Origin of the sequence: Leisingera sp. ANG59, from assembly GCF_013317235.1 — a bacterium.
Lineage (GTDB): Bacteria > Pseudomonadota > Alphaproteobacteria > Rhodobacterales > Rhodobacteraceae > Leisingera.
Genome location: NZ_WLCM01000002.1, coordinates 1 through 17,484, shown reverse-complemented (window position 1 = coordinate 17,484; position 17,484 = coordinate 1). Strand labels below are relative to the sequence as shown.

Sequence of the window (17,484 nt, the reverse complement as noted above, 5' to 3'; positions counted from 1 at the left end):
CTTTCCGGGACACAGCACTGGGGCATTGCAGAGGGCCATCATGACCTACGGAGCGACCATCCTTGACGCCGGCGGCCTGCGCCTGAGCGCGGATGAAAAGGCGTTCTTCCGCGACGCCGATCCCTTCGGCTTCATCCTGTTTGCCCGCAACATCGAAGACGCGGAGCAGGTGCGTGCCCTGTGCGGTGATTTCCGCGAGGCGGTGGGCCGCGATTGCCCGATCACCATCGACCAGGAAGGCGGACGGGTGCAGCGGCTGGTGCCGCCTCTGGCACGGCAATGGCTGCCGCCGCTGGAGCATGTGCAGCGGGCTGGCGCCGGGGCGGAGCGCGCCATGTACCTGCGCTACCGGCTGATCGCGCATGAGCTGCACAACCTGGGCATCGACAGCAACTGCGCCCCGATTGCCGATGTGGCCTGCGCGGAGACCCATGAATTCCTGAAGAACCGCTGCTATGGCGAGGACACGCAGGCGGTGGCCGCCATCGGCCGCGCCGTGGCGCAGGGACATCTGGACGGCGGCGTGCTGCCGGTGCTGAAGCACATCCCCGGCCATGGCCGGGCCACCGCCGACAGCCATCTGGACCTGCCGCACGTGGCCAGCCGGCCCGAGCTGCTGGAACAGACTGATTTCGCGGCCTTCAAGGCGCTCAACGATCTGCCGCTGGGGATGACCGCGCATCTGGTCTATGACGCCTATGACAACCGGCCCGCCACCACTTCGCCGATGATGATGCAGCTGATCCGCGAGCAAATCGGCTTTGACGGGCTGGTGATGACCGATGACATCTCGATGAAGGCGCTGCGGGGATCGCTGACAGACATCACCCGGGACTCGCTGGCGGCGGGCTGCGACGTGGTCCTGCTGTGCAACGCGCCGCTGGCAGACCGCATTGCGGTGGCGGAGGCTGCCGGTGCCATGACAGCGGCGGCACAGACCCGCGCAGAGGCCGCATTGGCGGCCCGGCGCCCGCCTGCAGACCTTGACATTCAGGCTGCCGAAGACGAACTTGCCGCCCTCATGGGCGGGCAGGTGTATGGCTGAGCAGTCACTTTTTTCAGAAGCGGACACAAGCGTAGAGGAGCGGCTGGCGGCCGAGGCCCTGATTGTCGATGTGGACGGGTTCGAAGGCCCGCTCGACCTGCTGCTGACGCTGTCGCGCACCCAGAAGGTGGACCTGCGCAAGATCTCGGTGCTGGAGCTGGCGAAACAGTACCTGGCCTTTGTCGAGAAGGCCAAGGAGCTGCGGATCGAGCTGGCCGCCGACTACCTGGTGATGGCGGCCTGGCTGGCGTTCCTGAAATCCCGCCTGCTGCTGCCCCCCGATCCGGAGGAAGAGGGCCCGTCGGGCGAAGAACTGGCCGCCCACCTGGCGTTCCAGTTGGAGCGCCTTCAGGCGATGCGCGACGCCTCGGCACGGCTGATGGCCCGCGACCGGCTGGGCCGCGACTTCTTTGCCCGCGGCGAGGAAGAGAGTGTCGCCCGGATCAAGACTGTCACCTATACCGCCAACCTGCTGGATCTGATGCAGGCCTATGCCCGCATCCGCACCAAGGAGGATTTCCGCCCCTTCGTGATGGACCGCGACTCGGTTTTCACCATGGAGGAGGCGCTGGACCGGATGCGCCACCTTTTGGGCTTCACCGGAGACTGGACCGACCTGATCAGCTATCTGCCGGACGGCTGGCACAGCGATCCGGTGAAGCGGCGGTCGGCCACCGCGGCGACCTTTGCCGCCTCGCTGCAGCTGGTCAAGGAAGGCAAGGCCGAGCTGCGCCAGAGCGAAACATTTGCGCCGATCCAGCTGCGCAGCTTGAACGAGGATAGCTGATGGAAGACCAGATCATGGACGGCCACGGCCAGGGCGCCCCGGTGCGCGATGACAATGACACCCTGTTCGATGCGCCGCCGATGGCAGAGCAGGAGCGGATGGTGGAAGCGGTGCTGTTTGCCAGTGCCGAGCCGGTGACCCTGCGCGACCTTGAGGGCCGGATGCCGCATGGCTGCAACCCGCGCGAGGCGCTGGAGCATCTGCGCAAGCGCTATGAGGGGCGCGGCGTGCGGGTGGTGCGTCTGGGTGATGCCTGGGCGATCCGCACCGCGCCGGACCTGGGCTTCCTGATGCAGAAGGAAACCACCGAGCTGCGCAAGCTGAGCCGCGCTGCGATCGAGACGCTGGCCATCGTGGCCTATCACCAGCCGGTGACCCGGGCGGAGATCGAGGAAATCCGCGGCGTGTCGGTCTCGCGCGGCACCATCGACCAGCTGATGGAGATGGACTGGATCCGCCTGGGCCGCCGCCGGATGACGCCGGGCCGCCCGGTGACCTTTGTGGTGACGCCGGTGTTCCTGGATCATTTCGGCCTGGAAAGCGCCCGCGACCTGCCGGGCCTGAAAGAGCTGCGCGCCGCGGGCCTGTTGGAGAACCGGCCGCCGCCGGGCAGCCTGCCGCTGGGTCAGAACGGCGACGAGGACGACGAAGCGGAAGAACAGGCGGAACTGTTCGAGGAGTGACGCCTCCGCGGCTCAGAACGCCCGGAAATTGCCGCATTACCCTGCTAAAGGAGCGGGCAGGGCTGAAAGAGGGCTGAGGACATGAATGCGAACTGGATCATCCGCATGGTGCTGCGCCGCCTGATCGGGCGCGCGGTCAATGCCGGGCTGCGCCGCGCCGCGCAACACGGCGCGAAGCGCCTGGGCAAGAGCAATGGGCCAGCACCGGGATTCGGGTCCGGCCCCAGCCCGCAGCGCAAATTGCGCAATGCAAGGTCGCGCATCCCCAAGGTTAAGTAGCGGAACCGGCAGGCAGTGCGCCGGGTTTGCCCCGGAGACCAAGCGCCTCAGCCGCGCCGCTGAGCGCCAGCAGAGCGGACAGCATCAGGCAGCCGGCCAAACCCCAGCCTGCGAACAGCAGCCCGCCCGCAAAGGGCGCTGCAAAAACACAGAGATAAGTGACGGTGCTGTAAAGCCCCATGATGGCGCCGCGCTGCGCAGGCTCCAGTGCGGTGAGCCGCGCCACCAGCAAATTGAGCGCAAGATGCTGGAACACCCCCCAGACTAAGGCAGCGCCCATCAGCAGCAAATACTCCTGCGCAACTGCCATCATCAGAAGGTAGCTGGCTGTGACCGCCAGCAGCACAGGTGCGGTGGCGCGGGCAAGCCCCAGCCGGTCCAGCAGCGGATCCAGCAGCACCGCAAGGCCGAAGCCGATACCGTAAAACAGCGGCAGCAGGCCCGCCTGGGTGGTGCTCAGGCCCAATCCTTTTGTGATATGGGCGCCAGTGAAGAAATAGCTGCTGTAGAACCCCATCATCAGCAGCGCGGTTGCCAGGAGGCCGCGGAAGATTCCCGGCACCCGCAGGGCCGTCAGCGGCGAGGTCGCCTGGCCGCTGGGGCTGCCCGCGGCCCGCAGCGAAGCGGAGGCGGCCCACAGCAGCAGCGCCACCCCCGCCAGGGTGCCATAGACCGCGCGCCAGCCTGCCAGATCAGTGGCCCAGGCGCTGACGCTGACGCCTAGGACCATCGATACGGTCCAGCCCGCAAGCACATAGCCCAGCACTTGCGCCTCGCGCCCTTTGGGGGCAATCACCATCGCCAGCGTGTAGATCGAGGGCAGGGCGGCCCCCGCCGCCAGCCCGCAGAGGGCTTGCGCCGCCATCAGCGTCCAGACATCCGGCGCCGCGGCGCTGGCGCCCAGCCCGGCCCCCAGCAGCAAGAGTGCCGCCCGCATTACCCGCCCGGCACCGATCCGGTCCCCCAGAGGCGCCAGCAGCAGCGCCGCGGCGGCCACCCCCAGCCCATAGGCGCTGGCGGCCCGCATCACCTCTGCCGTGGTGGCATCCAGGGTCTGGCTGACCGCCGTCACCACCGGCGACAGCAGCAGGGAGTTCGCGCCAATCACGCCAATGGCGCTCATCAGGATCAGAATCGGGGTTCGCATGGGTTTACCTTGAAGAATGTTCAGGTATCTTTGCTATGTGCTGAATGAAGTTCTGTGAAGGGCGGGCGGATATGGTCAGGGAAAAAACAGATGAGGTTCGGAGAAACGGCGGGGCTGCCCGTGTTCTGGACGCGTTGGACCGAAAAATATTAGGCGCGCTGAGCGTCGATGCGACGCTGTCTTATGCGGCTATCGGGCAGGTGGCCGGGTTGTCTGCGCCGGCGGTGCATGAGCGGGTGAAACGGCTCAGGGCCTCCGGCGCGATCCGGGCGACGGTGGCGCAGCTGGACGGGCCTGCGGTGGGCAAGCCGATGCTGGCCTTCATCCATGTCGACACGGTGGGCTGGGGCAAGACGGCAGAGCTTTTGTCGCTGGAGGCCTGGCCGGAGGTGGAGGAGATCCACACCGCCACCGGCGACACCTGCCTGATCCTCAAGGTGCGGGTGGCGTCTCCGCATGCGCTGGAGGGGCTGCTGGCCCGCATCTATGACGTCGAAGGGGTGCGCGGCACCCGCACCTATATGACGCTCTCCACCCATCTGGAGCGCACCGTGCAGGCCGGTGTCAGCGATGAGCTGGAGGAAGAGCTGTACATCAAGCGCTGAGGCGGCGCCGGAAGGGTTACTCCGGCGTTTTGAAATGCTTCGACAGCTTCAGCCCCTGGCCCTGGTAGTTGGAGGCAATGCCGGCGCCATAGAGCTGTTCCGGCACCTCGGCCATTTTCTCATAAACCAGGCGGCCCACCACCTGGCCGTGCTCCAGCACAAAGGGCGCCTCGTGGCAGCGCACCTCCAGCACCCCGCGCGAGCCGGTGCCGCCGGCGGCGTCATGGCCGAAGCCGGGATCGAAGAATCCCGCGTAATGCACCCGGAACTCGCCCACCATCGCCAGATAAGGCGCCATCTCGGCGGCATAGGCAGGCGGGATATGCACCGCCTCGCGGCTGACCAGAATATAGAACGCGCCGGGGTCCAGGATGATGCGGCCGTCGCGGGTGCGCACTTCCTCCCAGTATTCCTGCGGGTCGTATTCGCCGATCCGGTCCAGGTCGATGACCCCGGTGTGCGGTTTGGCGCGGTAGCCGACCAGATCGGTGCCGGGCAGCTTTAGATCGACGGAAAAGCCCAGCCCGTCCTCGATCACCGCCTCGCCATCCACCAGCGGGGTGCCGGCGTGCAGCATCTTCAGTTCGGCATCAGACAGAACCGCCTGGCCGGTCCGGAAGCGGATCTGATTGAGGCGCATGCCGGGGCGCACCAGCACCGAGAAGGAGCGCGGGCAAATCTCGGCATACAGCGGGCCGGTGTAGCCGGGCTTGATGCGGTCGAATTCCTCGCCGCCGTCGGTGAGGGTGCGGGTCAGCAGGTCCAGCCGCCCGGTGGAGCTTTTGGCATTGGCGACGGCCGAGACGTCCAGCGGCAGCGCCAGCCCTTCCATCAGCGGCACCACATAGACGCAGCCCTTTTCCAGAACCGCGCCATTGCTCAGGTCGATCCGGTGCATCTCAAACTCGGTCAGCCGGTCGGAAACGCTGCGGCCCTGGCCGGCCAGAAACGATGCCCGCACCCGGTAGGCCACATTGCCCAGGCGCAGGTCGAGGCTGGCCGGCTGCACCTGGCCCTCCACCAGCGGCGTGCTGACGGTGATCTCCCCGCGCTCCAGCATCATTTCAATGGTTTGGCTGGGCAATACGCCTGTCATGTCCTGTCCCCCTCCGCGCCGGCTTTGCGGCGATGCTGGCCCAAACGGCCCCGTTGCGCAATCGCCAAAGCCTTGCGCCGGATACGAAAACGCCCGGGTGTGCAAACACCCGGGCGTTTTTCATATGGTCGGGCTAGCAGGACTCGAACCTGCGACCTTCCGTCCCCCAGACGGACGCGCTACCAGGCTGCGCCATAGCCCGTTGCAAAGCCTTCTAACCGTTTTCGCGGCAGGGGCAAGAGGGGGCGGCAAGATTTTTTGCAGCCCGGCAAAGAAATTCAGCAGGCAGAAGCAGTTGCCGCAGCAGACGCATGCGGCAGCCGTTTTTCCGGCCTGGAAGCCGCTCCGTGTTTCCGGATGGCCGGTTTCAGTGCCTGTTCTGAACAAGCGTGCGCAGTTCCTCGGCGCAGGCGGAAACGGCCGCCAGATACTGCGGCGGCAGGCTGCGGGTTTCCGCCAGTAGCGCCAGGACGCCGGGCTGCACAGGGGCAGGGGCGGCAGGCTCCTCCTCTGCCGGTGCTTCTTCGATCGCCTCCGGCTGCGGGTCCGTCTCTGCATCGGCCCGGGCCGTCACTTCTTCGTTTTCATCCGCGCTGCCGTTGAAGCCGCCGGCGAACTGCAGCGCGTCAACCTGGCGGGCGGCCTCGTCAAGATCGTGCGGCGGGAAGCCCGCAGCAGGATCAGCAGGAAGATCCTGCTCCGGCTCTGGCGCGGCTTGCATGGGCTCTTCGGCGGAAACGATGAAGTCCAGCGGTTCCTCGGGCTGCATCCCTGCGGCGGCAACCAATGTGTCTTCTGCCGGTTCCGGGTCCGTCATCGGCGCAGGCTCCGGCTGTGCAGTTTCTGTTGCAACCGGCATCTGGTCTTCCGTCGCAACGGCTGCGGTGATGTCCTCCTCCGCAAGCTCCGCAGATGCGGCAGCGGGTTCCGGTTCCTGTATGTCTCCGGCCAGAGGCAAGCCGGCGGCAAGAGGCGTCTCCGCAACGGTAAGACCTTGCTCCGGCTCGTCCGGTTCCGCTTCCGTTTCAGACAGGTATTCCTGGCCGGTCAGCGGGGCAATCTCATCCAGCGGCGCTGGCGGTGTTTCAAGGGCTGTCTCAGTTGCCTCTTCCGCGGCAGCTTCCAGCACGTCGTCCTCCGGCTGCTGCGCGGCCGCAGGCGGCAGCTCGTCAGCGGCCAGGGCTGGCTTGTCAGCAGAGGCGGCTTCGGCGTCTGCTTCTGGCTCCGGCAAATGCTCCTGGCCGGTCAACGGCGCGATATCTTCCAGCGGGGAGGCAGGCGCTTCCGGGACAGGTTCTGCTGGCGGCTCGGGCGCGGTTTCCAAAGTGTCTTCGCCGGCTGCAGCCGCTTCAGGTGCCGCCGGGGCCGCGTCTCCGGCGGCCGCGGGCGCAGCGGAAAAGTCCGGCTGCTGGTCCTCTGCCCTGTCAGCCGTTTCCGGCGCGGCCACAGGTTCCGGAATGTCTTCCAGTGGCGGCACGGCGGGGGCCGGCTCTGCGCGTCTTTCACCAGCGAACAGATCCTGCGGCGCCCCGGCCGCAGGTGCGGCAGGCTGGTCCTGCGCAGCAGCTCCGTCGTGCAGAAGGGGGGGCTCAGCGGCTTGCGGTTCCTGATCCTGAAGCGCGGATCCGGCGGCAGGCAGTTCCGTGTCCTCTGCCTCAGTCTGTGCCTCCGGTGCGGCTTCGGATGCTGACTGCGCTGCCACCGGGTGAACATCGAACGGGGCAGCATCCGCGGTCTGTCCGGCCGTATCTACTGCGGCTGCCGGCGGCTCTGCCGCAGGGGCGGCGGGTGCCTCGCCGGAAGGATCAGTGCTGCCGTTTGCGGCGGGCGGCGCAAGGTCCATCTGCATTTGCGGCGCAGCGGCGGCTTCGGGCCGTGGAGCAGCCTGGGAAGGTGTGGAAAGGGAAGCAGGCGGAGGGGGGTCCGGCAAGGTGGACTGCGGGAAGCCGACCACATTGCTGTCTTCGGCGTTGTCCCCGGCGGACGCCTCCGCGCTCATCTCCAGCGACTGCTGCCAGTCATCGCCCAGAGTGTCCGCTGGCGGCGAGGCCTCAGAGGCGGGCTCTTCCCCGCCGTCCAGCGGGTGCGACAGGCTGGCGACATGGGCCACGCCCTGTTCGCGCAACAGAGCCTGCACTTCCTTGATAGACAATCCGTCAACGTGCAGCAGCTTCCTGATCCCGCCCAGCAGCTGCATATCCGCAGGCCGGTAATAGCGCCGCCCGCCGGCGCGCTTCACAGGTTTGACCTGGGTGAACTTGCTCTCCCAGAAGCGCAGAACATGCGCCTGCACGTCCAGCCATTCCGCAACTTCGCTGATGGTGCGGAAGGCGTCCGGTGATTTCGACATGGCCTATTGGTCCCGTTACTTACGGTTGCCGTCTGCCACGCGGTCTTTCATCAGGTGGGAGGGCCGGAAGGTCAGCACGCGGCGCGGCTGGATCGGCACTTCTTCGCCCGTTTTCGGGTTGCGCCCGACCCGGGCCGACTTGTCCCTTACGCTGAAGGTGCCGAACGAGGAAATCTTAACCTGTTCACCGCGCACCAGGGCATCCGACATATGCTGCAGCATGCTTTCCACCAGCTGTGCGCTTTCGTTGCGCGACAGGCCGACTTCCCGGAAAACAGCTTCACTCAAATCCATTCGTGTCAGTGTTTTTTCGCCCATACCAATCCCCGTTGTTTGCCAAAGCATAGGGCGGAGGGAATTTCCCTGTCAATATCAATGAATTGCACCGGGGAATTCGGGCGGAAATTCGAACCGCGCCGTTACCAGCGCAGCACAACAGCACCCCAGGCCAGGCCGCCGCCAATGGCCTCGGTCACGATCAGATCGCCTTCTTTGATCTGGCCGCGTTCTTTGCCGACCGACAGGGCCAGCGGAATGGAGGCGGCGGAGGTATTGCCGTGATCCTGCACGGTTACAACCACGTTGTCCATGCTGAGCCCCATTTTCTTGGCGGTGCCCTGAATGATGCGGATATTGGCCTGATGCGGCACAATCCAGTCAACATCTGCGGCGCTGAGGCCGGCGCGGTCCAGCGCGGTATTGGCGGTGGAGGCCAGCTTCTCGACCGCGTGTCGGAACACTTGGTTGCCCTGCATCCGCAGGTGGCCGGTAGATTGGGTGGAGACCCCGCCATCGACGTACAGCAGATCCTTGTAGCGGCCGTCGGAATTGAGGTCGGTCGACAGGATGCCGCGGTCGGTGTTGGTGCCGGGCTGCTCCTGTGCTTCCAGCAGCAGGGCGCCGGCGCCGTCGCCGAACAGCACGCAGGTGGATCGGTCGGTCCAGTCCATGATCCGGCTGAAGGTCTCCGCGCCGATCACCATCACGCGGGACGCCTGGCCCGAGGCAATCAGGGCGCTGGCGTTGGAAAGCGCATAGACGAAACCGGCGCAGACCGCCTGAACGTCAAAGGCAAAGCCCTTGGTCATGCCCAGCTTGGACTGCACCATGGTGGCGGCAGAGGGGAAGGTGAGATCCGGGGTCGAGGTTGCCACCACGATGGCGTCCAGATCATCTGCCGTCAGGCCTGCGTCCGCCAAAGCGCGCTCAGCTGCCTTGGCGGCCATATCCGATGTGGTCTCTCCCTCAGCGGCGAAATGGCGGCGTTCGATGCCGGACCGGCTGCGGATCCATTCGTCCGTTGTGTCCAGCGTGGCTTCGAATTCCGCGTTTTCCACCACCCGTTCGGGGAGATAGTGGCCTGTGCCAACAACTACCGCGCGTCGCGTCATCCGTCTGCCTGCCTATTTCAGTCTTTTTCGGTGGCCGCCCGCATCGCGCGGGGGGCAGTATTATCTTGGGTATGGAGGCCGGCAGATGCAACCCGCGCGGCCAGCTTTTCGGCGAATCCGTGCTGAGCCAGCCGGAATGCCAGCTTGACAGCAGCGGAGACGCCGGTGGCATCGGCGCCGCCGTGTGATTTCACCACGGTGCCGTTGAGGCCCAGGAACACGCCGCCGTTCACCCGGCGCGGGTCCATCCGTTTCGACAGCCGCTTCAGGGAGGTCATTGCAAGAATCGCGGCAATCTTCGACAGGAACGAGTATTCGAATGCCTCGCGCAGGGCGGTGCGCATCACCCGGGCGGTGCCTTCGCCGGTCTTGATTGCCACATTGCCGGTAAAGCCGTCGGTGACGATCACGTCCACCGCATTGCCGGGGATGTCGCTGCCCTCGACAAAGCCGACGAACTCATAGCTCGCCTGCTCTGCGTTGTCCGCGATCAGCCCGTAGGCCTCCTTCAGCTCGGCGCGGCCCTTGTGTTCTTCGGTGCCGACATTCAGCAGCCCCACCCGGGGGCAGGCGATGTCCATCGAGTTGCGCACATAGGAGGTGCCCATCAGGGCATATTGCAGCAGATCCTCGGCATCCGCCTTCACGTCGGCGCCAACATCCAGCATCACATTGAACCCCTGCGGGTTCAGCGACGGCCACAGGATGGCGATGGCAGGCCGGTTGACGCCCGGCAGCTTGCGCAGCCGCAGCATCGACAAGGCCATCAGTGCGCCGGTGTTGCCGCAGGAGACCGCCCCCGAGGCTTCGCCGTTCTTCACCGCATCCAGTGCCGACCACATCGAGGTGCCCTTGCCGTTGCGCATCACCTGGGAGGGCTTGTCCTCCATGGTGACCACGTCGCGGACGTCACGGATTTCCACGCGGCCCTTAAGCGCGCGCTTTTTGGCGACCAGAGGTGTCAGCTGCTCGGCAGGCCCGTGCAGGATGAACCCGATGTCCGGGTTCTTTTCTGCAGACATGGCAATGCCGGCCACCACTACAGCAGGGCCGGCGTCTCCGCCCATGGCGTCAACAGAAATGGTGATGCGGCCGGCTTTTGCCTGATTTTGATCGGGTTTACCCGTCATGCGAAAGCCTGCCTGGCATCAGGATCCTGTCCGTGGCTTATGCCGCGTCCTCATCGATCGCGATCTCGTCTGCAGCTGCGACGATTTCCTTGTCGTCGTAGTGGCCGCAGGAGGGGCAAACGTGGTGCGGGCGTTTCAGCTCGCCGCAGTTGCCGCATTCGTTCGGGTTCGCAGCAACCAGTGCATCGTGCGCGCGGCGGTTGTTGCGGCGCGATTTGGATACTTTGTTCTGTTGGACGGCCATGTCTCAACCTTTGTCTGTTTGGGCCTTGGGGCCATCCCCGCGGCGCGATTGCATTCTGTTCGATCAGTCTGACGTGCGTTTAGGCGTCTGCCCAAGCATTGTCCAACCAAAAATTCCGATGAGCGCGCGAAAATACTGCGAATCTCCGCTGGCGCAAGCTGTTTTTTAAGACAGGCAGAAGGGCGGCGCCAGAGGCGATTTTCTGCACCGCAAAAATTCTGTCCTCAGTCCTCATCTTTCAGCTGGCCGCGCAGGGCAGCGAGGCCGGCAAAGGGTCTTGTGTCCTCGTCGCGCATCGGCTGAATGCCATCCTCGGCATAGACAGCCTCACCCAGTTCGGCGCCGACCTTGCGCGGGTAGGCGGGTATGTGCAGCGCCAGCGCCTCTGCCATGACTGCTGCGGGGTCGATGTGGCTGCCCAGCGGTTCGATGCTGTCATCCTCGGGCATCTCAACTTCGGCGCCTTCCGGGGTCTCGATGCGGGCCAGGTAGGTGATCTCCACCGGCTCCTCGATCCGGGTGGTCACCGGCTCCAGCGTCACCACGCAATCCTGCACCACGGTTGCCCCCAGCCGGCCGGTCAATTTCCAGTCCTTCTTGCCTATCGCCTTGATCTCTCCGGCGAAGCGCAGTTTGCGCAAACCGTTCACCCCCAATTCCGCCGCCAGCGCGGCCAGGGCTTCTTTGTCCGGGATGATTTCAAAAGCGGTCGGGGCGTTCTGCGGCAGGTCCGCGACCCGCAAAGCGGTGCTGTCAGACATATTCGGGGACTTTCGTTTCTTGAACCGGAGGCGGTCATTAGGTAATCGGGTTGAAAGACGTATTCAAGCCGCCGGTCATGGCGGCAGGCTGGGGGGCAGTCATGGTTGCAAAGGCATTTCACTTCAAGGCGGTTTTGCGCGGGGCAGTAATTGCGGCAGCGGGGCTGGCCCTGACGGCCTGTACCTCTGTCTACCGCAAGCACGGATATGTGCCGGCACCGGAACTGCTGGCCGAGGTGGTGCCGGGCGTTGACACCCGGGATTCGGTGGCAGAGACCATCGGCATCCCGTCCTCAACCGGGGTGCTGAACGAAAGCGGCTATTACTACGTGGCCACCCGGTTCCGCCACTACGGCGCCAAGGCGCCGGAGCCGGTGGCGCGAGACCTGGTGGCGATCAGTTTTGACACCTCTGGCGTGGTGCAGGCGATCGAGCGCTTCGGCCTGGAGGACGGCAAGGTGGTGCCGCTGGAGCGCCGCGTGACCAGTTCCGGCGTGCAGGACAACACCTTCCTGCGCCAGCTCTTGGGTAACCTGGGCAACTTCGCCCCCGGTCAGCTGCTGAACGACGAATAGGACGGCTTCTCTGCTCTGTCACAGCGCATATGCTATGGGCTGAGCTGGAAAGCTGGAGGCCGATGTGGCGGAACCTGAGATTTTGCTGAGCAGGGGGCGCTACCGCGCCCGGCTGGCCGCCGGGGCGGCGGACGTGGCGGCGGCGCAATCCCTGCGGACTCTGTGCTTCCGGACCGGCGGCACGGACAGCGATCCTTATGACAGCCTGTGTTCCCACGTCCTGGTGGAGGAGAAAGCCGGCGGCACGCTGGTTTGCTGCTTCCGGCTGCTGCTGCTGGAAAGCGGCGGTCAGCTGGCGCAGAGCTATGCGGCGCAATTCTATGAGCTGGCATCATTGCAGGCTTTTGAGGGGCGGATGGCCGAACTGGGCCGTTTTTGCATTCATCCGGAGCGGCAGGATGCAGACATCCTGCGTGTCGCCTGGGGGGCGATGACGGGCCTGGTGGAGGGGCTGGGCGTGAAGATGCTGTTTGGCTGCTCGTCCTTTGCGGGCACCGCTGCCGCGCCTTACACAGAGGTACTGGCGCTGCTGCGGCAGCGGCATCTGGCGCCGGCGCAGTGGCGGCCTGGCATAAAGGCGCCTGAGGTGGTGCGTTTTACTGCTGAGCCGCCGCAGGACACGGATGCCAAGAAAGCCTTGCAGATGATGCCGCCGCTGTTGCGGACATATCTGATCATGGGCGGCTGGGTCAGCGATCATGCGGTGGTTGACCGGCAGATGAGCACGCTGCACGTGTTCACCGGCCTGGAAATCGGCGCGATCCCGGAAACCCGCAAACGGCTGCTGCGGGCGGTGGCCGGGCGGCTTTGAGTATTTTTGCAAAGAAGAAGATGCGGCGTTGACGCGATTTTGCCGCCGGGGTAGCTGGCTGGCATGGCACGAATTCCTCTTTTGCAGATGTCCGGCATTTCGCTCACCTTTGGGGGAGATCCGGTTTTCGCCAATCTCGATCTGGTGGTGCAGCCCGGCGACCGGGTGGCGCTGGTGGGCCGCAACGGTTCCGGAAAGTCCACCTTGATGAAGGTGATGGCGGGGATTGTTGAAGCCGACCAGGGCGACATCGTGGTGCCGCCGGGCAAATCCGTCGGCTACATGGAGCAGGACCCGAAGATGGAGGGGTTTGCGACGCTGGGCGATTTTGCCGCCAGCGAGCTGGCCCCCGGCGAGATGTACAAAGTGGAGCGCGCAGGCGAAGGGCTGAAGTTCGACCCTGCCCGGCCCGTTGAAACCGCCTCCGGAGGCGAGCGGCGGCGCGCGGCGCTGGCCAAGCTGATGGCGGAAGCGCCGGACCTGATGCTGCTGGACGAGCCCACGAACCACCTGGATATCGAGGCGATCACATGGCTGGAGAATGAACTCAAAGCCACCCGCGCGGCCTTTGTTCTGATCTCCCACGACCGGGCGTTTCTGCGGGCCTTGACCCGCGCCACCCTGTGGGTGGACCGCGGCGAGGTGCGCCGTCAGGAGAAGGGGTTCGAGCATTTCGAGGCCTGGCGCGACAAGGTCTGGGAAGACGAGGACATGCAGCGCCACAAGCTGAACCGGCTGATCAAGTCGGAAAGCCGCTGGGCGGTGGAAGGCATTTCTGCCCGCCGCAAGCGCAACATGGGCCGGGTGCGGGCGCTGCAGGACCTGAAGGCCGAGCGCTCTGCCCAGATCAAGCGCCAGGGCGCTGCCGAGATGGCGCTGGAAGCAGGCCCCAAATCGGGCCGCAAGGTGATCGAGGCCGAGGGGCTGAGCAAGGCGTTCGGCGGCAAGCAGATCGTCAAGGATTTCTCGCTGAAGGTGCAGCGCGGTGACCGGGTGGCCTTTGTCGGCCCCAACGGGGCGGGCAAGACCACGCTTTTGAAGATGCTCTTGGGCATGGAAGAGCCGGATGCCGGAAAGGTGCAGCTGGGCACCAATCTGGAGATCGCCCTGTTCGACCAGACCCGCGACCAGCTGGATGGCGATTCGACCCTGTGGGAGAACCTGACCGCCGACCCCTTGCTGGGGATTTCCGGCAAGGCGGACCAGGTGATGGTGCGCGGCCAGCCGAAACATGTGGTGGGATACCTCAAGGAATTCCTGTTCGACGAGCGCCAGGCGCGGGCACCGGTGCGGTCGCTCTCGGGCGGCGAGAAGGCGCGGCTCTTGCTGGCGCGGCTGATGGCGCGGTCCTCGAATCTGCTGGTCTTGGACGAACCGACCAACGACCTGGACGTCGAGACGCTGGACCTGCTGCAGGAGCTGTTGGACAATTACGACGGCACCGTGCTGCTGGTGAGCCACGACCGGGATTTTTTGGACCGGGTGGCGACCACCACCATTGCAATGGAAGGCAACGGCAAGGCCACGGCCTATGCCGGTGGCTGGAGCGACTACCTTGCGCAGCGCGGCCCGCTGGAGGCGGCGGAACGGCCTGAGAAGGCGAAGCCTGCGAAGCCCAAGCCGAAGCAGGAGAGCCAGCCCAAGGACGGCCTAAGCTTCAAGGAAAAGCACCGGCTGGAGGTGCTGCCGGGTGAGATCGCGCGGCTGGAGGCGGAGATCGGCAAGCTACAGGAGCTGATGAGCGATCCGGAGCTGTTCACCCGCGAACCGGTCAAGTTCAAGAAGGCCACAGAGGCGCTGGTGGAGCGGCAGGAAAAGCTGGCGGCGGCCGAGGAAGAATGGCTGCTGCTGGAGGAAAAGGCCGAAGGCTGAAGCGGCTCTTTTTTAGTTAGGACAGAGAGGCTGACCAAATGTTTCGCGCGCGAAACATTTGGTCAAAGTTCCTGCCGTAAAACTTTGGAATTCATCAGAAAATGTGAACGAAGTGTAAAGGGCGCGGGCGCAGGCTTTACGGTTTGATCACTGGCCGGTTCACCCGTTCCGGGGGCGGGCCGGATTGCCTGCCACTGTTTGGCCGGCGGCCACGCTGCGGGTGACTACGGCCCCGGCGCCGACAATGGCGCCATCGCCGATGGTGACGCCCGGCAGAATGATGGCGCCGCCGCCGATCCAGACATCAGCGCCCAGGGTGACAGGGTATGCGATTTCGAGGCCCTTCGCCCGTAAGTCTCTGTCCTTATGGTGCTGGGCACAGTAGATCTGCACATTCGGCCCCAGCATGGTGCCGTCGCCGATGGTCACGGGCGCAGTGTCCAGAATGGTGCAGCCCGCATTCAAATAGACGTTGTTGCCGAGCGTGATGTTGAGGCCGTAAGCGCAGTGGAACGGCGCCTCGATCAGGCAGTTTTCGCCGTGGCCGACAAAGAGCTTGGCAAGCGGCGGGCTTAAGACCTCAGCCGGATCAGGGGCCGCCATGTTGTGCTGGTGCACTGCAACGCGGGCCTGGTGGCGCAACGCCGCCAGTTCGCTGTCCAGGCAACAGTACCAATCGCCCGCCTGCATCTTCTGCCGTTCGGTTTTGGTCATCGGTGTCTCCTTGCCGGGGAGAGGACACCGGGCGCGGCGGCTTGTCAAATGGCGGAGGGCTCCCGCGCCCGCAGATGCCTTGACTGTGCCGAGGCATCTTTGTGCGGCCTTGGGCCGGGCGCTGCTTGCGCAGCGCCGAAGGATTTGCTGAGAAGCGCTTCAGGGGCAGATCTGCCCTGAAGGCGCGTTTTCCAGTGTGTGAACCGCTGAGACCGCCTCAAGGGTAAACGGCGCAGGCGCCGCCGCTCATGCGGCCCTTGACCCGGTCTCAGCGGCAGGGGGTCAGCGCATGCGCAGGGCGCCGTCGATGCGGATGACCTCGCCGTTGAGGTAGCCCATCTCGACGATGAAACCGGCGAGACGGCCGTATTCGCGCGGGTCGCCCAGGCGGGCGGGGTTGGGGACGTCGGCCGCCAGCTGCTGCTGCACCTCTTCCGGCAGCCCGGCCAGCATCGGGGTCATGAAGATGCCCGGCGCGATGGTCATCACCCGGATGCCCAGCGAGGCCAAATCGCGCGCCATCGGCAGGCACATGCCGGCAGCCCCGCCCTTGGAGGCGGCATAGGCGGCCTGGCCCTTTTGCCCGTCAAAGGCAGCAATTGAGGCGGTGTTGATGATCACGCCGCGGGCGTTGTCCGCATCGGGCGCGTTCTTGGCGATTTCGACAGCCGCCAGGCGGGCGACGTTGAAGGTGCCGACCAGGTTGATGTCGATGGTGCGCTTGTAGGCATCCAAGGGGTGCGCACCGTCCTTGCCGACGGTCTTGGCGCCGATGGCGATGCCCGCGCAGTTCACGCAGGCGGTGATCCGGCCCATCTTTTCCGCCGCATGGGCGATGGCGGCGGAAACCGACTCCTCGCTGGTCACATCGGTCTGGGCGAAATGCCCGCCGATCTCCTGCGCCACTTGGGTGCCGCGTTCGGCGTCGCGGTCCAGGATGGTGACCTGGGCGCCCTGTTCCGCAAAGTAGCGCGCGGTGGCCTCCCCCAGGCCCGAAGCGCCGCCGGTGACGACGGCTGCGGTGTCTGCAAGTTTCATGAGCGGGGCTCCTCCCGGTTATCTGAACATGTGTTCATATAATGGAGAGGCCGGGCGCCTGTCCAGCGGGACGGGACGTCGCGGATGTTCAGTCGCCCATCAGGCCGCAGTCGAGCCGTGCCAGCGGGCTTAAGATGCGGCCGAGCGGCGGCCAGAAGCCCCAGGTGCCGCCCAGGCGGTGCAGATGGGCGCCGGTGCCGAGCTTGAAGCGGGCGAGGCCGGGGGCGTCCTCTGTATTGATGAGGCCAAGGTCGAGGCGGCAGATACCCTTGGCGGCGAGCCAATTGGCGGCTTCCCACAGCAGCAGGGGATGCGCGCTGAGCTGTTTGCCGCGGGCAGTGGTGTGGGCGATGTGGTAAGTGGCGGTGCTGCCGTGGGTCAGGATCAGGATGGCGGCGACGGGTTCCTTGCCCTCGAAAGCTTGGAAGAGCTTGGCCTGGCCCCGGTTCTCACGCGCGTAGGCGAGGGTGAGGCCGATGGGCCAGCTGCGGTAGCCGCGGGCAGATTGCTGTTTGGCGTCGGCCCGGAACAACCAGTGGCGCACGTCATGCGGCAGGTTCTGGCGGGTAAGGCGGAGGTTCTGCACTTCGCCGTGTTTCAGCCGGTTGCGCCATTTCTGATGCAGCGCCGCGCGGCGCTGGTCCGGATTGCCTGTCAGATCCCAGAGCGCCGCGTGGGCGGGCGAGACCAGCGGCACGGCGCCGAGGCGGGCAAGATGCGGCGCCGGGGATTCGGGCGACAGGATCAGCGGGGCGCGGTGCAGGCCGCTGGTGCGCAGGGCGGACATTAGCGGGGCGGGACTGGAGAGGTCTGCCCGGTTCACCATTGCCAGCCTCAGCCCGCCGGGCAGGCGGCGCTGAAGCACCATTGTGCCGTCCAGCGTCAGCGGCTCCTGGCCGCAGGCCTTTAGCGCGCGGGCGAATTCCGGCGATTGCTGGAGGGGGCGGGGCTGGGGG

At 65.6% G+C, this 17,484-nt stretch carries 19 protein-coding genes and 1 tRNA gene; 8 read left to right on the top strand and 12 right to left on the bottom strand.

Annotated features, from left to right (window positions below; all coding sequences use genetic code 11):
• Positions 1-40 precede the first annotated feature (40 nt).
• The 4 genes from nagZ to GKC28_RS01990 all read left to right on the top strand — a co-directional run bounded on the left by nagZ (position 41) and on the right by GKC28_RS01990 (position 2,794).
• Positions 41-1,045 carry a beta-N-acetylhexosaminidase gene (gene nagZ / locus GKC28_RS02005; RefSeq protein ID WP_174144872.1) on the top strand — a complete coding sequence of 335 codons (1,005 nt, stop codon included), beginning with the start codon at positions 41-43 and terminating at the stop codon, positions 1,043-1,045.
• Positions 1,038-1,832: a ScpA family protein gene (locus tag GKC28_RS02000; protein WP_174144871.1), complete on the top strand. Its 795-nt coding sequence runs from the start codon at positions 1,038-1,040 to the stop codon at positions 1,830-1,832. Before nagZ ends, GKC28_RS02000 begins: the two co-directional genes overlap by 8 nt.
• The gene (scpB, locus tag GKC28_RS01995; RefSeq protein ID WP_174144870.1) at positions 1,832-2,515 is read left to right on the top strand and encodes an SMC-Scp complex subunit ScpB; all 684 of its coding nucleotides are present in this window, start codon (positions 1,832-1,834) and stop codon (positions 2,513-2,515) included. Before GKC28_RS02000 ends, scpB begins: the two co-directional genes overlap by 1 nt.
• Before the next feature lie 81 nt (positions 2,516-2,596).
• On the top strand, positions 2,597-2,794 hold the full coding sequence (locus GKC28_RS01990; protein ID WP_174144869.1) for a hypothetical protein: 198 nt from the start codon (positions 2,597-2,599) through the stop codon (positions 2,792-2,794).
• Here GKC28_RS01990 and GKC28_RS01985 read toward each other — a convergent pair.
• Positions 2,787-3,941: an MFS transporter gene (locus tag GKC28_RS01985; RefSeq protein ID WP_174144868.1), complete on the bottom strand. Its 1,155-nt coding sequence runs from the start codon at positions 3,939-3,941 to the stop codon at positions 2,787-2,789. The genes GKC28_RS01990 and GKC28_RS01985 overlap by 8 nt on opposite strands.
• 71 nt (positions 3,942-4,012) lie before the next feature.
• Here GKC28_RS01985 and GKC28_RS01980 point away from each other — a divergent pair, with 71 nt between their 5' ends.
• On the top strand, positions 4,013-4,546 hold the full coding sequence (locus GKC28_RS01980; protein ID WP_174144867.1) for an Lrp/AsnC family transcriptional regulator: 534 nt from the start codon (positions 4,013-4,015) through the stop codon (positions 4,544-4,546).
• A gap of 16 nt (positions 4,547-4,562) precedes the next feature.
• Here GKC28_RS01980 and GKC28_RS01975 read toward each other — a convergent pair whose 3' ends face one another.
• From GKC28_RS01975 to GKC28_RS01940, 8 genes are all read right to left on the bottom strand, one after another.
• Positions 4,563-5,642 (bottom strand): 2'-deoxycytidine 5'-triphosphate deaminase, encoded by a 1,080-nt coding sequence (locus GKC28_RS01975; RefSeq protein ID WP_174144866.1) that lies wholly within the window; start codon positions 5,640-5,642, stop codon positions 4,563-4,565.
• Between the two features lie 125 nt (positions 5,643-5,767).
• Positions 5,768-5,844: transfer RNA gene (locus GKC28_RS01970), tRNA-Pro, on the bottom strand.
• A gap of 165 nt (positions 5,845-6,009) precedes the next feature.
• Positions 6,010-7,992, bottom strand: coding sequence for a MerR family transcriptional regulator (locus GKC28_RS26305; RefSeq protein ID WP_254604127.1), 1,983 nt, complete (start codon positions 7,990-7,992; stop codon positions 6,010-6,012).
• 15 nt (positions 7,993-8,007) lie between these two features.
• Positions 8,008-8,310: an integration host factor subunit alpha gene (ihfA, locus tag GKC28_RS01960; RefSeq protein ID WP_008207184.1), complete on the bottom strand. Its 303-nt coding sequence runs from the start codon at positions 8,308-8,310 to the stop codon at positions 8,008-8,010.
• Positions 8,311-8,411: 101 nt separating this feature from the next.
• Positions 8,412-9,383, bottom strand: coding sequence for a beta-ketoacyl-ACP synthase III (locus tag GKC28_RS01955; protein ID WP_174144865.1), 972 nt, complete (start codon positions 9,381-9,383; stop codon positions 8,412-8,414).
• A 17-nt stretch (positions 9,384-9,400) separates the two neighbouring features.
• The gene (gene plsX / locus GKC28_RS01950) at positions 9,401-10,513 is read right to left on the bottom strand and encodes a phosphate acyltransferase PlsX (protein ID WP_174144864.1); all 1,113 of its coding nucleotides are present in this window, start codon (positions 10,511-10,513) and stop codon (positions 9,401-9,403) included.
• 37 nt (positions 10,514-10,550) lie between these two features.
• The gene (gene rpmF, locus GKC28_RS01945) at positions 10,551-10,757 is read right to left on the bottom strand and encodes a 50S ribosomal protein L32 (protein ID WP_174144863.1); all 207 of its coding nucleotides are present in this window, start codon (positions 10,755-10,757) and stop codon (positions 10,551-10,553) included.
• 224 nt (positions 10,758-10,981) lie between these two features.
• Positions 10,982-11,518: a DUF177 domain-containing protein gene (locus GKC28_RS01940; protein ID WP_174144862.1), complete on the bottom strand. Its 537-nt coding sequence runs from the start codon at positions 11,516-11,518 to the stop codon at positions 10,982-10,984.
• 101 nt (positions 11,519-11,619) lie between these two features.
• Between GKC28_RS01940 and GKC28_RS01935 the strand changes: the two genes are divergently transcribed.
• From GKC28_RS01935 to GKC28_RS01925, 3 genes are all read left to right on the top strand, one after another.
• Positions 11,620-12,093 carry an outer membrane protein assembly factor BamE gene (locus tag GKC28_RS01935; RefSeq protein WP_174145080.1) on the top strand — a complete coding sequence of 158 codons (474 nt, stop codon included), beginning with the start codon at positions 11,620-11,622 and terminating at the stop codon, positions 12,091-12,093.
• A gap of 64 nt (positions 12,094-12,157) precedes the next feature.
• Complete coding sequence (locus GKC28_RS01930; protein ID WP_174144861.1) at positions 12,158-12,904, top strand: GNAT family N-acetyltransferase; 747 nt, start codon at positions 12,158-12,160, stop codon at positions 12,902-12,904.
• A 63-nt stretch (positions 12,905-12,967) separates the two neighbouring features.
• Entirely contained in the window at positions 12,968-14,776 is a 1,809-nt protein-coding gene (locus GKC28_RS01925; protein WP_254604126.1) for an ABC-F family ATP-binding cassette domain-containing protein, read from the top strand.
• Between the two features lie 159 nt (positions 14,777-14,935).
• Here the strand turns inward: GKC28_RS01925 and GKC28_RS01920 are convergent, their stop codons facing one another.
• The 3 genes from GKC28_RS01920 to GKC28_RS01910 form a co-directional block, all read right to left on the bottom strand.
• Complete coding sequence (locus GKC28_RS01920; RefSeq protein ID WP_174144860.1) at positions 14,936-15,490, bottom strand: sugar O-acetyltransferase; 555 nt, start codon at positions 15,488-15,490, stop codon at positions 14,936-14,938.
• Between the two features lie 282 nt (positions 15,491-15,772).
• A complete protein-coding gene (locus tag GKC28_RS01915; RefSeq protein WP_174144859.1) occupies positions 15,773-16,528 on the bottom strand; it encodes an SDR family NAD(P)-dependent oxidoreductase in 756 nt (251 codons plus the stop codon).
• 88 nt (positions 16,529-16,616) lie between these two features.
• The coding region (locus GKC28_RS01910; RefSeq protein ID WP_174144858.1) for a GNAT family N-acetyltransferase at positions 16,617-17,484 on the bottom strand (868 nt) is incomplete at its 5' end.

Excerpts from the sequence above, each read along its gene's own strand:
- nagZ (WP_174144872.1), top strand. The coding sequence starts at position 41 with ATGACCTACGGAGCGACCATCCTTGACGCCGGCGGCCTGCGCCTGAGC.
- GKC28_RS02000 (WP_174144871.1), top strand. The coding sequence starts at position 1,038 with ATGGCTGAGCAGTCACTTTTTTCAGAAGCGGACACAAGCGTAGAGGAG.
- scpB (WP_174144870.1), top strand. The coding sequence starts at position 1,832 with ATGGAAGACCAGATCATGGACGGCCACGGCCAGGGCGCCCCGGTGCGC.
- GKC28_RS01990 (WP_174144869.1), top strand. The coding sequence starts at position 2,597 with ATGAATGCGAACTGGATCATCCGCATGGTGCTGCGCCGCCTGATCGGG.
- GKC28_RS01985 (WP_174144868.1), bottom strand. The coding sequence starts at position 3,941 with ATGCGAACCCCGATTCTGATCCTGATGAGCGCCATTGGCGTGATTGGC.
- GKC28_RS01980 (WP_174144867.1), top strand. The coding sequence starts at position 4,013 with ATGGTCAGGGAAAAAACAGATGAGGTTCGGAGAAACGGCGGGGCTGCC.
- GKC28_RS01975 (WP_174144866.1), bottom strand. The coding sequence starts at position 5,642 with ATGACAGGCGTATTGCCCAGCCAAACCATTGAAATGATGCTGGAGCGC.
- GKC28_RS26305 (WP_254604127.1), bottom strand. The coding sequence starts at position 7,992 with ATGTCGAAATCACCGGACGCCTTCCGCACCATCAGCGAAGTTGCGGAA.
- ihfA (WP_008207184.1), bottom strand. The coding sequence starts at position 8,310 with ATGGGCGAAAAAACACTGACACGAATGGATTTGAGTGAAGCTGTTTTC.
- GKC28_RS01955 (WP_174144865.1), bottom strand. The coding sequence starts at position 9,383 with ATGACGCGACGCGCGGTAGTTGTTGGCACAGGCCACTATCTCCCCGAA.
- plsX (WP_174144864.1), bottom strand. The coding sequence starts at position 10,513 with ATGACGGGTAAACCCGATCAAAATCAGGCAAAAGCCGGCCGCATCACC.
- rpmF (WP_174144863.1), bottom strand. The coding sequence starts at position 10,757 with ATGGCCGTCCAACAGAACAAAGTATCCAAATCGCGCCGCAACAACCGC.
- GKC28_RS01940 (WP_174144862.1), bottom strand. The coding sequence starts at position 11,518 with ATGTCTGACAGCACCGCTTTGCGGGTCGCGGACCTGCCGCAGAACGCC.
- GKC28_RS01935 (WP_174145080.1), top strand. The coding sequence starts at position 11,620 with ATGGTTGCAAAGGCATTTCACTTCAAGGCGGTTTTGCGCGGGGCAGTA.
- GKC28_RS01925 (WP_254604126.1), top strand. The coding sequence starts at position 12,968 with ATGGCACGAATTCCTCTTTTGCAGATGTCCGGCATTTCGCTCACCTTT.
- GKC28_RS01920 (WP_174144860.1), bottom strand. The coding sequence starts at position 15,490 with ATGACCAAAACCGAACGGCAGAAGATGCAGGCGGGCGATTGGTACTGT.
- GKC28_RS01915 (WP_174144859.1), bottom strand. The coding sequence starts at position 16,528 with ATGAAACTTGCAGACACCGCAGCCGTCGTCACCGGCGGCGCTTCGGGC.